Raw genomic sequence first — 13,095 nt, 5'->3', positions numbered from 1 at the left:
GGACGGTGCGGGCGCCAAGCTCCAGATCAACGCGCAGAACTGCGTCCACTGCAAGACCTGCGACATCAAGGACCCCACCCAGAACATCGAATGGGTGACGCCGGAAGGCGGCGGCGGCCCGAACTATCCGAATATGTGATCGAGAAGGGGAGGGCCAGGCCTTCCCCTTTTTCGTTGCCGGTCGGGTGACGGAAGCAGTCTGTCGGTGCGTACGGGCGAATAGCGGCGGAGTACCGGGCCGGCGAAGCTCAACTTGCCTCTCCGCGCGCGGCGCGGCATGGACGGTGCGATGCTGACCGAAACCGCCTACGCCAAGATCAACCTCGCGCTTCATGTCCGCAGGCGGCGCGAGGACGGCTATCACGAGCTGGAAACCCTGTTCGCGTTCGTCGACGCGGGGGACGCCCTGGCTGCGACTCCAGCAGAGGCGGACCGGCTGACCACGCACGGCGAATTTGCCGGGAAGATCGACGATCCTTTCGGCAATATCGTCGCCAAGGCGCTGCTGGCGCTGCCGCATGGCGAGGGGAAGCAGGGCTGGGCGGTCGATCTCGAAAAGCGCTTGCCGGTTGCGGCGGGGCTGGGCGGCGGATCGGCCGATGCCGGCGCGGTGTTCCGCATGGTCGAGCGTGCCCATGGCCTGCCCGAGGACTGGCATGCGCGGGCGGCAAGACTGGGCGCGGACGTGCCCGCCTGTGTGCTGTCGCGGCCCTGCATCGGCACCGGCACGGGCACCGATCTTGCCGAAGTGGCGGAGAACGACCTCGAAGGCTGCCCCGTCCTCCTGGTCAACCCGCGCGCGCCCGTGCCGACCGGGCCGGTGTTCAAGGCCTGGGACCAGCGCGACCGCGGGCCGATGCCGAGCGGAACCTTGCGGCAGATCGCCCTGGCCGGTCGTAACGACCTGGAAGACCCGGCGATCACCCTATGTCCGGTGATAGCCGAAGTGCTCGCGGCCTTGCGGGACACCACGCCGTTCCTGGCGCGCATGTCCGGCTCCGGCGCGACGTGCTTCGCCCTCTACGAGAGTCAGGAAGCCTTAAGCCAGGCCGCGGCAAGGATCGCGGCAGACCATGCCGATTGGTGGCAATTATCCGGGAAGCTGCGTTGAAAACTTCCGATATTTCAGACCCCGAAGCGGCGGGTGAAGTCTACCGGGTGCTCGGCACGCCGGCCGCGGGCGGCATTCTCGTCGTGGCGGACCATGCTTCGAACCATGTGCCTGAGGGGATCGATCTCGGTATTCCCGCCGAGCTGATGAACCAGCACATCGCCATCGACATCGGCGTGGCAGGAGTGGCGCAGCGCATGGTGGCTCCGGGCGTGTGGGGCTGGCTCGCCGGGATCAGCCGCCTGGTCTGCGACCTGAACCGCGATATCGGCATGCCCGGCATGTTTCCCGAGATTTCGGACGGCTATGCGATCCCCGGCAACATGATCGGCGATGAAGGCCGGGCAGCGCGCGTCGCGGCCTATTTCGATCCCTATCACACGGCGCTCGAACAGGCGCTGGAGCAAGCCGCTCCCGCCTTGATCGTCTCGCTTCACAGCTTCACGCCCGGCCTGGCGACTTGCGACAAGCCGCGCCCCTGGGAAATCGGCATTCTCTACAACGAGGACGATCGCGCCGCCCGTCTCGCCATTCCGCTGCTGGAAGCCGAAGGCCTGACAGTGGGCGACCAGGAGCCTTACTCGGGCCGGGTGCTCAACGCCTCGATGAACCGTCACGCCGAAAGGCATGGCCGCCCCTACCTCTCCATCGAAATCCGGCAGGACCAGATCGCCGATGCGGCAGGACAGGCGGTCTGGGCGGAACGGATGACCCGTATCTGCAGCGCGGTCGCCGCCGGGCTTCGCTGATTCGTCCGGGTTGTCGCGAAGGCGCGGCGCGGATAGGCTGCCGGAGATTGATCCGGGGGTAACATGATCGGCTATCACCTTGTACGACTGGCGAAATTCTCCGGTCGTGAAACCCGCGCGGCATTCTGGCCATGGGCGGCCGTGGTGGTCGGGCTGGTCCTCCTTGGCGGCGTTGCCGCGATGACGCCGCAAGTGCTCGCGTCCATGGCGAAGATGCGCAAGTTCGCGCTGGAGCATCCCGATCAGGCGACGATAACCTCGGGGCCAGGCCACTATGAGATCAGCATAGAGGGCCATCATCCGGAACTGATGCCCGATATGGGCCCGTTCGTGCTGGCGCTGGAGGGTACGATGGCCGTGTTGATCGTGCTGATCGCCGCCGCTGCGGTGCGCCGCCTGCATGACAGGGGCGTTCGGGCGCCTGGGCGCTGCTGCCCTTGCCGTTCCTGTTTTTCGGCTTCTCCAGGATGCCCGTGCTCTTTGCCGATCCGGTGTTCGACACCCGCCTGTTCGGACTGCTGTTCCTCAACAATCTCTGCTATCTTGCAGCCCTTGGCGCGCTAATCCTGCTGCTCGCCCGGTCCGGCAAGCCCGGTGAAAACCGTTTCGGCCCGGAGCCCCGAGGCTAGTTCCGCACGATCCGAAAAGCGAAAAGCGCGTTTTTGGAAATTTTATGCCTCGCAAAAGCCAGGCACTTGTCGTAGGGGCGCGGTCGAGACGGTAGCTGTCCCGCGCCGTGCCCATGAAAAATCCCGGAGTTCGCACAATGCCCGCCTATCGTTCACGCACTTCCACCCACGGCCGCAACATGGCGGGCGCGCGTGGCCTCTGGCGCGCGACGGGGATGAAGGATGGGGACTTCGGCAAGCCGATCATCGCGGTGGTGAACTCGTTCACGCAGTTCGTGCCCGGCCACGTCCACCTGAAGGACCTGGGCCAGATGGTCGCGCGCGAGATCGAGGCGGCCGGCGGCGTCGCCAAGGAATTCAACACCATCGCGGTGGATGACGGCATCGCCATGGGCCACGACGGCATGCTCTATTCGCTGCCCAGCCGCGACCTGATCGCCGACAGCGTGGAATACATGGTCAACGCCCACTGCGCGGACGCCATGGTCTGCATCTCCAACTGCGACAAGATCACGCCGGGCATGCTGATGGCGGCGCTGCGCATCAATATCCCGGTGGTCTTCGTGTCGGGCGGCCCGATGGAAGCGGGCAAGGTCGTGCTGCGCGGCAAGGAGCAGGCGCTCGATCTGGTGGACGCCATGGTCGCCGCCGCCGACGAGAGCTACACCGACGAGGAAGTCCAGGCGATCGAGCGTTCGGCTTGCCCGACTTGCGGCTCGTGCTCGGGCATGTTCACCGCCAACTCGATGAACTGCCTGACCGAAGCGCTGGGCCTCTCGCTGCCGGGCAACGGCTCCACCCTGGCCACCCATTCCGATCGCCAGCGCCTGTTCCTGGAGGCCGGCCGCCTCGCCGTGGACCTGTGCCGCCGCTATTACGAGCAGGACGACGAGACCGCCCTGCCGCGCAATATCGCCAGCTTCGGCGCGTTCGAGAACGCCATGAGCCTGGACATCGCCATGGGCGGATCGACCAACACCGTGCTCCACCTGCTGGCCGCCGCGGTCGAGGCGGGCGTGGACTTCACGATGGAGGACATCGACCGCCTCAGCCGCAAGGTGCCGTGCCTGTCCAAGGTCGCGCCGGCGAAGAACGACGTTCACATGGAAGACGTTCACCGCGCCGGCGGCATCATGGCGATCCTCGGCCAGCTCGACCGCGCGGGTCTGCTGCACACCGACCTGCCGACCGTTCACGCGCGCACGCTGGGCGATGCGCTGAACCACTGGGACATCTCGCGCACCAATGCGCCTTCGGTGCAGGAATTCTTCAAGGCGGCACCGGGCGGCGTGCCGACGCAGACCGCCTTCAGCCAGAGCCGCCGCTGGGAAGAACTCGATCTCGACCGCGAGAACGGCGTGATCCGCAGCAAGGAGCACGCGTTCAGCCAGGACGGCGGTCTTGCCGTGCTCTACGGCAATATCGCGCAGGACGGCTGCATCGTGAAGACGGCGGGCGTGGATGACAGCATCCTGAAGTTCACCGGCACCGCGCGCGTCTACGAATCGCAGGATGCGGCGGTCGCGGGCATCCTTGGCGCGCAAGTCGGCGCGGGCGACGTGGTCGTCATCCGCTACGAAGGGCCGCGCGGCGGGCCGGGCATGCAGGAAATGCTCTATCCCACCAGCTACCTGAAGTCGAAGGGCCTGGGCAAAGCCTGCGCGCTGCTGACTGACGGCCGTTTCTCGGGTGGCACTTCGGGCCTGTCGATCGGCCACGCCTCGCCGGAAGCGGCCGAGGGCGGCGCCATCGGCCTGGTCGAGAACGGCGACACGATCGAGATCGATATCCCCGGCCGCACCATCAACCTGATGGTTTCGGACGAGATTCTGGCTCATCGCCGCGCCCAGCAGGAAGCACGCGGTGCCGACGCCTGGTCGCCGGTGCATCCGCGCCCGCGCAAGGTTTCGGCCGCGCTCCAGGCCTATGCCGCGATGACTACCAGCGCCGCCAAGGGCGCTGTGCGCGACGTGACCCAGCTCAAGCGCCGCTAAGGCATACATGCCGCCTCGCCGGATCGCATCCGGGGGGCGGTGTCCCATTTTGGTCTGCCTTGCACATGGCGTTGGCGCCGCGCTGCTCGCGCCTGTAGCAAGACGCATGGCCATGAAATTCCTCACCGTCCTGCCGCTTTCCCTTGCTCTTGCGGCATGCTCTGCCGGGCATGAGGTGCCGGAGCAGGCCGAAGGCGGAGAGCGCATTCCCTGCGCCGTCGCCGGTTCGGCGGAACTTAAACCGGTCTGCGCGGTAGAGCGCGTGCGCGAGCAGGACCGGTTGGTGCTGGTGGTCCATCATCCGGACGGCGGGTTCCGGCGCTTCACGGTCATGACCGACGGCAGCGGGCTGGCGGTTGCCGATGGGGCGCAAGTGGCGGTAACAAGGCTGGACGGTGATCGGCTCGACGTCAGCCTCGGGGCGGACCGTTACCTGTTCCCGGTCACGAGGAAGCCCCATGCCGCAGAGTCCAAGCCCGCACGATAGCCAGATCCTCACCGTGTCGCAGATGCGCGGCGCGGAGGAGGCGCTGATGGCGGCGGGTTCTTCCGTCGATGCGCTGATGCAGCTGGCGGGGCGCGGCGCGGCCGAATGGATCTGGCGGATTTGCGCCGGGCGGCGGGTCACGGTGCTGTGCGGCCCGGGGAACAACGGCGGCGACGGATATGTCATGGCGGAGGCCATTCGCGAGCGCGGGGGGCAGGTCGCCGTGGTGGCCGCCGGCGAGCCGAAGTCCGATGCCGCGCGGCATGCGCGCGCGCTCTATCAGGGCCGGGTGCTGGACGCCGGACAGGCGGGCGCAGCCGAAGGCGATGTCTTCGTCGACTGCCTCTACGGCAGCGGGCTGACGCAGCCGCTCTCGGCGGAACAATTCGCGCTGCTGAACCGTCTGGCCGAGGCGCATCACCACCGGGTCGCCGTCGACCTGCCCAGCGGCGTACAATCCGATACCGGCATGGTGCTGAACGAAGTGCTGCCCCGCTATGACCTCACCCTGGCGCTTGGGGCATGGAAGTTCGCCCATTTCCTGATGCCGGCGACCGCTAGAATGGGGGCTTTGCGCCTGGTGCCGATCGGTGTCGAACCGGTGTCGGGCGCGGCCTCGGCCGTGAGCAAGCCTCGGATTTCGGCGCCCGGGCCTGACGCGCACAAATATCGGCGCGGCTTGCTGGCCGTGGTCGGCGGCGCAATGCCCGGCGCGGCCGTACTGGCGAGCCTGGCCGCGCAGGGAGCGGGAGCGGGCTATGTGAAGCTTTTCGCGGACAGCAAGCGCAATGTTCCCGCGGACCTCGTGGTCGACCAGGGCAAGTTGATCGACGTACTGGCCGATGATCGCAACACGGCCATTCTCGTGGGACCGGGACTCGGCCGCGACACGGCCGCGCGCGAGCGACTGGCGATTGCCCTGGCCGATTCGGCTGCGGCCCTGGTGGATGCCGATGCACTCGTGCTGCTGGGCCCGCGCCATCTGGCCGAGCGCAAGGCGGCGACCGTGGCGACGCCGCACGAGGGTGAACTGCTGGCGCTCGAACGTGCTTTCGGTCTCGACGGCACGGGCAGCAAGCCGCGCCGGGCGCTGGCGCTGGCGGAAGCAGCGGGGCTGATCGTCGTCGCCAAGGGGCCGGATACGGTGATCGCCGCGCCCGATGGCCGACTGGCCTGCGCCCCGCGCGCGACGTCGTGGCTCTCCACGGCCGGAACCGGCGATGTGCTGGCCGGCTGCATCGCCAGCCGCCTCGCCGCCGGAGCGGATGGCTTTGCCGCCGCCTGCGAGGGCGTCTGGCTCCACGGAGAGGCCGCGCGGCGGTGTCCGCCTGCCTTTACTGCCGGTCAGCTTGGACAAATGGTCCCGGCTGCGCTAGCGGCCTGCCTGTGACTACCGAAACCGAAGAAATCCTGAGAATCGCCTCCAAGGGCGACGGCGTAACCGCGAGCGGGCGTTTCGCCTGGGGCGCCGCGCCGGGCGACCTGCTGCGCGAAGACGGCACCCTGGAATGGGGGCCTCACCATATCCAGGCCGCGTGCACCCATTTCGGCCGCTGCGGCGGCTGCCAGCTCCAGCAGCTGGACGAGGAAAGCCTGGCGGCCTTCGTCGAAGGGCGCGTCGCCAATGCCTCGGCCTCGCAGGAACTGGGCGCGGAGACGATCTCCGCTCCTTACCTGTCCCCGCCGGGCGCGCGCCGCCGCGTGTCGCTGCGCGCCGAAAGTTCGGGCGGGCGCATCGTCATCGGCTTCCGCGAGGCGAAGTCCCACCGGCTGGTGGAACTCGAAGAGTGCCCGGTCATGGCGCCGGAGCTTTTTGCCGTGCTCGGTCCGCTGCGCAAGCTGCTCATCATGATGGGCAAGGCGGCACCGGCGAAGAAGGGCGGCAAGCCCGGAAAGTCGGCCCGGCACCAGCAGGCGCGCATGGCCGCCGACATCGAGATGACCCTGACTGACCAGGGCGTGGACCTTGGGGTGAAGGGACTCACTGCCGAGGGGTTGGCCGCGACCGAAGCGATGCTCGACTTCTCGCGCGAACATGGCCTCGCGCGCCTTACCATGGACGGCGGCTACGGCTTCGAAACCGTGTGGGAGCCGGTGCCGGTCACCGTGAAACTCGGCGGCGTGCATGTGCCGTTTCCGCCGGGCTCGTTCCTGCAGGCGACGGTGGACGGCGAGGAAGCGCTGGTCGAAGCGGCGCGTGGCTGGCTTCAGGGCGCGGCGACGGTTGCCGATCTCTTTTCCGGGCTTGGCACTTTCGCGCTCGCATTGGCCGGACCGCAGACCAAAGTGCTGGCAGCCGAAGCCGCGCGCGATGCGCATCTGGCCTGCAAGTCCGCCGCGGACCGCGCCCAACTGCCGGTGTTCAGCGCGCACCGCGACTTGTTCCGCAACCCGCTCCAGCCCGATGAACTGAGCAAGTTCGAGGCCGTGCTGCTCGACCCGCCGCGCGCCGGCGCGCGCGAGCAGGTGGAATGCATCGCCGGGTCCACGGTGAACCGCGTCGTCTATATCTCGTGCAATCCGTCGAGCTGGTCGCGCGATGCCGCGCGGCTGATCGAGGCGGGCTTCAGATTGGTGGAACTGCGCCCCGTAGGCCAGTTCCGCTGGTCCACGCACGTCGAACTTGCGAGCTATTTCGAGCGCGCCTGAAGCTGCGGGCTACCCGAAGCGCAAGAGGCTGACTGAACCGGCGGCGCCGGATCAGTCAGCCTCTTGCGCTTTCGCCATCATGTCCATGAAATCCCGCGCGGCGTTGCGGTCCTCATCATTGTCGAAAGCGACGTCGAGGTCCGGCGAGGCGTTGAACAGATAGAGCAGGGACCACAGCGCGAACCGGCGGCTCCGGTCCTTCTCCATGCCCAGATCGATGCGCATGCGATCGATGCCGGTTTCCAGCGTGGTGGGTGCGATGGTCGAAAGGTCGTCGGTGCCGAAATAGCGGCGGAGCTGATCGTCGAAATCCATGCCCCGGCCCTAGCACCGGAAGATCGGATCGCGAAGACCCGTCAGGAATCGCCATCCTTTTCGGCCATCTGGGCCGCGACGAGCTGGTAGATCACCAGGGCCCAGGTGCTGCCGATCATGCCGACGAAGAAAGTCGACCAGCTAAGGCCCCAGTCCGCGTCCAGCAGATTATTGGTGAGCGCAGCCAGCGTGACCAGCACCAGCAGGGTTTCCAGAGTTGCGAAACCCCAGCGCATGGAGACGACCGAATATGACTCGCTGCGTGTGCTCACGCCCGTCTCCCAACCCAAAGTTATCCCTTTGGGGCAAGAATAATACGGAGCAGGGGCCTCGTCCAGAAAATACGTTCAGATGAAAGCATTTCGAAACGGGATTCCGCCAAAGGCGGAGCGCTGGGTTCAGGTGTCTTCCCGAAGGACGCGAGCGAAGGCTTCGGCATCGGTATTGCCGCCCGAGAGGATCACGGCGGTGCGATCGGTCAGGTCGACTTTGCCTGCCAGCACGGCCGCCAGCGCCGCGGCGCCGCCCGGTTCGATCACGAGACGCAGTTTGGCGAAGGCCAGGCGCTGGGCAGCGCGGATTTCGGCCGGTGTCGCCACGAGGCCGAAGGGGCAGCGGGCTTTCATGATCTCGAAATTGACGGGCCATGTCGCCGGCGTCTGCAGAGCGTCGCAGGCGGTGGGAGGGGCATCGGCGGCCACGCGCTGGATCTCTCCTGCCGCCAGACTGCGGCAGACATCGTCCCAGCCTTCCGGCTCGACCGGGACGATCCGGGCGTCCGGCAAGGCGAGGGCGAGGCCGGCCGTGAGGCCACCGCCGCCGCAGGGCGCCACCACCTGATCGGGGACCTCAAGGCCCAGTTCCGCCATTTGCGCGGCGATTTCGGTGCCGGTGCTGCCCTGTCCCTCGATCACCCAGGGGTCGCCGAAAGCATGGACGAGGGTGGCGCCGCGGGCGGCGCAGATCCGACCGGCCACCGCATCGCGGTCCTCGCCGCCGGGGCGATCGTAGAGGATCACTTCGGCGCCCAGGGCACGCGTGTTGTCCAGCTTCACGGCGGGCGCGTCGATGGGCATGACGATGGCTGCGGCAATGCCCAGGTGGCGCGCGGCCCAGGCCACGCCTTGCGCATGGTTGCCGCTGGAGACGCCGACGACGCCGCGCGCCCGCTCCGTTTCGCGCAATGCGGTGAGCCGGTGCCAGGCGCCGCGGATCTTGAAGGCGCCTACGGGTTGGAGGCTCTCGGCCTTGCACCAGATCGTGCGGCCCTCGACCTCTAGCGGAAGCAGGGGCGTGCGCGGCAGGATTTCCGCGACTTTGCGGGCAGCCAGGGCCACGCCTGCGGCAGTGGGGCGATAGTCGGGCGAGTGCGTCATGCCCGGGGGCATAGCCTCAGCGGATCAGGCGCACCATCTGATAATAGCCAAGCGGTCCGCGCTGGACCTCGATCCGCAGGCCATGCTCCCCCGCGAGGCGCGCAGCGACCATCGGCAGGTCCAGGCGCGGGGATACGTGGAATTTCCCCAGCCAGGCCCTGAGCGCGGCGCGCAAGGGAGAGGGCAGGCCGGAAAGATCGCCGAAATCGACCGCATGGAGGACGCCGCCGGGCGCCAGCGCTGCGGCGGCCTGCGTCAGCGCCGCCTGCCAGCCGGGGATCATCGAGAGGGTGTAGGAGAGCACGACCCGGTCGAAGCCGGTTCGGCCGAACAGCGCCTGCGAATCGAACCGCGTTGCATCGCCCAGCGCCAGCTGCGCCTGCGGGCCGAGCCGGGCGCTCGCGCTTTTCAGCATCTCGCTGGAGATGTCGGAGCCGTGGCACTGCACGTCCGGCCATGCCGCTGCGATCAGTTCGAGATTGCGGCCCGTGCCGCAACCCACTTCGAGCACGGCCATTCCGGGCCGCGCATCGAGTTCGCGGATCAGGCGATCCCGGCCGAACAGGTAGTATTTGCGCGTGAAGTCGTAGATGTGGCGCTGGCCGCGATAGACTTTGTCCATCAGGGCCGCATGATCCTGCGAAACGGCGGTTCTGGTCATCCTCCGGCGCTCAGCCGCGCAGCACGTAGAGGTGGACGCCGCCATAGATCGACGAGCGATCCGCCTGGGTTGCCGCCCGCGATTCGTCCTCGCGATAGTCCCAGCGCGACAGGATTTCCTCGGGCACTCGGCCCGGCAGGAGCGTCGGCTCCGCGGCCGTGCGGAACAGCACGCGCGAGCCGGGGCGGGCGGTGCGGGTGATTTCGCTCCAGAGTTCGGTCAGCTGCGCGTCGCTCATCCAATCCTGCGCGTCGAGCAGGATATAGCGGTCGAGCGAGGCTTCGGCGCTTTCCTTCAGCACCTGGGTGAAGTTCGCGTGGCGCAAGGTGAGCCGGCCCAGCCGTTCGCGTACCAGCTCGACATTGGCTTCCTGCAGATAGGGGGGCAGCGGCGCCTTGGCCTCACGGCCATAGCCGCGGCCGAAGGCCTGCCAGGCGAAGTAGTTGTCATCGAGCGGGAAGTGGCAGGCCAGCTTCTCCAGCCGCGCGCGCAGCACGTCGGCCATGCGGTTGCCGCCGGCCAGCGCGTCGTATTGCGCAGGGGGGATGCCGAGGCCGAAGAGCGAGGCGGGCTGATCGGTCAGCCAGCGCACGAGCTTGCGCTCGAAGATCGGCGCGAAGCGTTCGTCGAATACCCGGCGCTGCTCCTCCAGCGTTTCCGCGCCGAGGATCTCGCTCGGGTCGATCTTGTAGAGCTTGGCAAGGACGTGGGCGGCGCCGATGAAGTGGCCGAGCAGGCCCTGCTTGTAGATGCCGCGCGTGAAGCCCTTGATGCGCCGGCGGCCCACGAGGTCGCGGCCTTCCCAGTAGCGGCGGGTGGCCTCGTCGAGATGGGGCGCAAGGCGCTCGCGATAAGTCGCGAAATTGCCGGGATGGTCGGCCTCGCCGATGAAGCGGCGCAAGTCCGCGTAGTCCGTCAGGTTGCGGATCGCAGCGATCTTGAGGCGGCCGAGCGCGATGTGCGCGGTGTTGAGGTCCACGCTGGTGATCGCGGCCGGGTCTGCCGTGAGATAGGACAGTGCGTTGCAGCTGCCGCTGGAAATCGTGATGATCCGGCTGTCCGGCCCGATCTGCAGGGCTTCCATGTCGGCGACCGGGTCCTCCCAGATCTGCGCGTAGACCAGGCCCTTGAAGGCGAGCGCGAAGGCCTTGTCGAGCAGGCGCGCACTGCGCCTGGTTTCCTGGCGGACGACGGCGCCTTCGATGAGGTTGGATGCGGGATGGGCATTGGACATCGTTCGGCGGACCCCCGGGCCGTAAGAAGCTTGTGCGGCTCCAATGCCTCCGCGGCGTGACCGCGCGATGACGGGACGATGGCGGATTATGACAGTCTTTTGTTTGGTACGCCTTCGACCGCCATCGTTTTTGCCCCACCGTCAGGTCGGGCAAAAACTCTCACAGTTGAGTTGTCACACAGGGCCTCTATATGCGGCTGTTCGCGAGCATCGCGTTAAGGAGACAGATTGGTGAGCAAGGTTCTGGTGATCGGCGCAGGCGGCGTCGGTTCGGTCGCGGTCCACAAGATGGCGATGAATCCCGACATCTTCTCGGACATTCACCTCGCGAGCCGCACGGTCTCCAAGTGCGAGGCGATTGCCGAGTCGGTCAAGGAGCGCACCGGCGTCTCGATCAGCACTTATGCGATCGACGCTGATGACGTGGCCGCGACGAGCGCGCTGATCCGCTCGATCGGGCCTGAACTCGTCGTCAACCTCGCGCTGCCTTATCAGGATCTCGCGATCATGGACGCATGCCTGGCGACCGGCGTGAACTACATGGATACCGCGAACTACGAGCCCAAGGACGTGGCCAAGTTCGAATATCACTGGCAGTGGGCCTACCAGGACAAGTTCAAGGAAGCGGGCCTCACCGCGCTGCTCGGCTCGGGCTTCGATCCGGGCGTGACCTCGGTCTTCGCCATGTGGCTGAAGAAGCACAAGCTCAAGACCATCCGCACGCTCGACATTCTCGACTGCAACGGCGGCGACCACGGCCAGGCCTTCGCGACCAACTTCAACCCGGAAATCAACATCCGCGAAGTGACCGCGCCGGCTCGCCACTGGGAGAACGGCGAATTCGTCGAGACCCCGGCGATGGGCGTGAAGCAGAGCTTCGACTTCGAAGCCGTCGGCCCCAAGAACATGTACATGATGTATCACGAGGAACTGGAAAGCCTCGCGAAGTTCATCCCCGAGATGGAGCGCGYGCGCTTCTGGATGACCTTCGGCGATGCCTATATCCAGCACCTTACCGTGCTGCAGAACGTGGGCATGACCCGCATCGACCCGGTGATCTACAACGGCGTCGAGATCATCCCGCTCCAGTTCCTGAAGGCCGTGCTGCCCGAGCCGGCTTCGCTTGGCCCCACGACCAAGGGCAAGACCAACATCGGCGACATCGCGACCGGCGAAGCGCTCGATGGTTCGGGCGAGAAGACGTTCTACATCAAGAACATCTGCGACCATGAAGATGCCTATGCCGAAACCGGCAACCAGGCCGTCAGCTACACCACCGGCGTTCCGGCGATGATCGGCGCGGCCATGCTGCTGACCGGCAAGTGGAGCGGTGCAGGCGTGTTCAACATGGAGCAGTTCGATCCCGATCCCTACATGGACATGCTCAACCAGCATGGCCTGCCGTGGACGGTCGAGGAACTCGACGGACCGCTGGCGTTCTGATGGCAGGGCTGCGGACCGTCCTCGTCGCGGCCTTCGGCGCTTTCGCGCTGGTCGGCTGCGCGCCGCAGGACGGTCCGCAGCCGCCTTCCACCCCGACACCCGCCAGCCCGGCGCCGCCGACCCAGCCGGCCGGACACAAGGGCGAGGGGCAGGACTATAACCGCGACATGAGCGCGGACGATCGCGCGGCCTGCCAGTCCGCGGGCGGCACCGTGCAGCGCCGCGGCATGCTGGGCATGGAGCAGTGCGTCCATCCCTACGCCGATGCGGGCAAGCCCTGCACCGATTCCGCGCAGTGCCAGGGCAAGTGCGTCGGCAGTGCGGTCGCCGTGTCTCCGGACAAGGCCGCGAGCGGGACCTGCCAGGCCGACGACAAGCTCTATGGCTGCTATGCCGAGGTCAAGCAGGGCAAGGCGGTCAACGCCATCTGCGTCGACTGAGGCGGCC

General features: G+C 67.1%; 15 protein-coding genes. 10 read left to right on the top strand and 5 right to left on the bottom strand.

The genetic code is table 11. The features are described from left to right. From AB4Z00_RS09430 to AB4Z00_RS09395, 8 genes are all read left to right on the top strand, one after another. Positions 1–139 (top strand): 4Fe-4S dicluster domain-containing protein (locus AB4Z00_RS09430; protein ID WP_442045731.1); only part of this gene is annotated, 139 nt, incomplete at its 5' end. A 150-nt stretch (positions 140–289) separates the two neighbouring features. Further along, on the top strand, positions 290–1,111 hold the full coding sequence (locus tag AB4Z00_RS09425) for a 4-(cytidine 5'-diphospho)-2-C-methyl-D-erythritol kinase (RefSeq protein ID WP_442045717.1): 822 nt from the start codon (positions 290–292) through the stop codon (positions 1,109–1,111). After that, a complete protein-coding gene (locus AB4Z00_RS09420; protein WP_442045716.1) occupies positions 1,108–1,860 on the top strand; it encodes an N-formylglutamate amidohydrolase in 753 nt (250 codons plus the stop codon). Before AB4Z00_RS09425 ends, AB4Z00_RS09420 begins: the two co-directional genes overlap by 4 nt. A 63-nt stretch (positions 1,861–1,923) precedes the next feature. Then, a complete protein-coding gene (locus AB4Z00_RS09415) occupies positions 1,924–2,424 on the top strand; it encodes a DUF805 domain-containing protein (RefSeq protein ID WP_442045715.1) in 501 nt (166 codons plus the stop codon). A gap of 202 nt (positions 2,425–2,626) precedes the next feature. After that, entirely contained in the window at positions 2,627–4,483 is a 1,857-nt protein-coding gene (ilvD, locus tag AB4Z00_RS09410; RefSeq protein ID WP_132262170.1) for a dihydroxy-acid dehydratase, read from the top strand. 112 nt (positions 4,484–4,595) lie between these two features. Next, positions 4,596–4,970, top strand: a complete 375-nt coding sequence (locus AB4Z00_RS09405; protein ID WP_243654038.1) for a hypothetical protein — start codon at positions 4,596–4,598, stop codon at positions 4,968–4,970. Then, complete coding sequence (locus tag AB4Z00_RS09400; protein WP_442045714.1) at positions 4,942–6,360, top strand: NAD(P)H-hydrate epimerase; 1,419 nt, start codon at positions 4,942–4,944, stop codon at positions 6,358–6,360. The genes AB4Z00_RS09405 and AB4Z00_RS09400 overlap by 29 nt, the downstream gene beginning before the upstream one ends. Continuing rightward, complete coding sequence (locus tag AB4Z00_RS09395) at positions 6,357–7,619, top strand: class I SAM-dependent RNA methyltransferase (protein WP_243654039.1); 1,263 nt, start codon at positions 6,357–6,359, stop codon at positions 7,617–7,619. Before AB4Z00_RS09400 ends, AB4Z00_RS09395 begins: the two co-directional genes overlap by 4 nt. 51 nt (positions 7,620–7,670) lie before the next feature. Here the strand turns inward: AB4Z00_RS09395 and AB4Z00_RS09390 are convergent, their stop codons facing one another. The 5 genes from AB4Z00_RS09390 to AB4Z00_RS09370 form a co-directional block, all read right to left on the bottom strand. Beyond that, positions 7,671–7,934 (bottom strand): hypothetical protein, encoded by a 264-nt coding sequence (locus AB4Z00_RS09390; RefSeq protein ID WP_314463397.1) that lies wholly within the window; start codon positions 7,932–7,934, stop codon positions 7,671–7,673. Positions 7,935–7,975: 41 nt separating this feature from the next. Continuing rightward, complete coding sequence (locus AB4Z00_RS09385; RefSeq protein ID WP_132262177.1) at positions 7,976–8,206, bottom strand: hypothetical protein; 231 nt, start codon at positions 8,204–8,206, stop codon at positions 7,976–7,978. Between the two features lie 126 nt (positions 8,207–8,332). Beyond that, a complete protein-coding gene (locus AB4Z00_RS09380; RefSeq protein ID WP_442045713.1) occupies positions 8,333–9,310 on the bottom strand; it encodes a threonine ammonia-lyase in 978 nt (325 codons plus the stop codon). A 16-nt stretch (positions 9,311–9,326) separates the two neighbouring features. Further along, positions 9,327–9,971 (bottom strand): class I SAM-dependent methyltransferase, encoded by a 645-nt coding sequence (locus tag AB4Z00_RS09375; protein WP_442045712.1) that lies wholly within the window; start codon positions 9,969–9,971, stop codon positions 9,327–9,329. Positions 9,972–9,981: 10 nt separating this feature from the next. Further along, entirely contained in the window at positions 9,982–11,205 is a 1,224-nt protein-coding gene (locus tag AB4Z00_RS09370) for a DUF3419 family protein (protein ID WP_442045711.1), read from the bottom strand. Positions 11,206–11,436: 231 nt separating this feature from the next. Between AB4Z00_RS09370 and AB4Z00_RS09365 the strand changes: the two genes are divergently transcribed. Then, complete coding sequence (locus AB4Z00_RS09365; RefSeq protein WP_442045710.1) at positions 11,437–12,648, top strand: saccharopine dehydrogenase family protein; 1,212 nt, start codon at positions 11,437–11,439, stop codon at positions 12,646–12,648. Beyond that, a complete protein-coding gene (locus AB4Z00_RS09360) occupies positions 12,648–13,088 on the top strand; it encodes a hypothetical protein (RefSeq protein WP_442045709.1) in 441 nt (146 codons plus the stop codon). Before AB4Z00_RS09365 ends, AB4Z00_RS09360 begins: the two co-directional genes overlap by 1 nt. The last annotated feature ends 7 nt before the right edge of the window (positions 13,089–13,095 follow it).

The sequence above is a fragment of the Novosphingobium sp. YAF33 genome (assembly GCF_052113265.1).
In the GTDB taxonomy this organism is placed as follows: domain Bacteria; phylum Pseudomonadota; class Alphaproteobacteria; order Sphingomonadales; family Sphingomonadaceae; genus Novosphingobium.
This window is presented reverse-complemented; position numbering and strand designations above follow the sequence as displayed.

Excerpts from the sequence above, each read along its gene's own strand:
- ilvD (WP_132262170.1), top strand. The coding sequence starts at position 2,627 with ATGCCCGCCTATCGTTCACGCACTTCCACCCACGGCCGCAACATGGCG.
- AB4Z00_RS09415 (WP_442045715.1), top strand. The coding sequence starts at position 1,924 with ATGATCGGCTATCACCTTGTACGACTGGCGAAATTCTCCGGTCGTGAA.
- AB4Z00_RS09405 (WP_243654038.1), top strand. The coding sequence starts at position 4,596 with ATGAAATTCCTCACCGTCCTGCCGCTTTCCCTTGCTCTTGCGGCATGC.
- AB4Z00_RS09390 (WP_314463397.1), bottom strand. The coding sequence starts at position 7,934 with ATGGATTTCGACGATCAGCTCCGCCGCTATTTCGGCACCGACGACCTT.
- AB4Z00_RS09360 (WP_442045709.1), top strand. The coding sequence starts at position 12,648 with ATGGCAGGGCTGCGGACCGTCCTCGTCGCGGCCTTCGGCGCTTTCGCG.
- AB4Z00_RS09425 (WP_442045717.1), top strand. The coding sequence starts at position 290 with ATGCTGACCGAAACCGCCTACGCCAAGATCAACCTCGCGCTTCATGTC.
- AB4Z00_RS09380 (WP_442045713.1), bottom strand. The coding sequence starts at position 9,310 with ATGACGCACTCGCCCGACTATCGCCCCACTGCCGCAGGCGTGGCCCTG.
- AB4Z00_RS09400 (WP_442045714.1), top strand. The coding sequence starts at position 4,942 with ATGCCGCAGAGTCCAAGCCCGCACGATAGCCAGATCCTCACCGTGTCG.
- AB4Z00_RS09375 (WP_442045712.1), bottom strand. The coding sequence starts at position 9,971 with ATGACCAGAACCGCCGTTTCGCAGGATCATGCGGCCCTGATGGACAAA.
- AB4Z00_RS09370 (WP_442045711.1), bottom strand. The coding sequence starts at position 11,205 with ATGTCCAATGCCCATCCCGCATCCAACCTCATCGAAGGCGCCGTCGTC.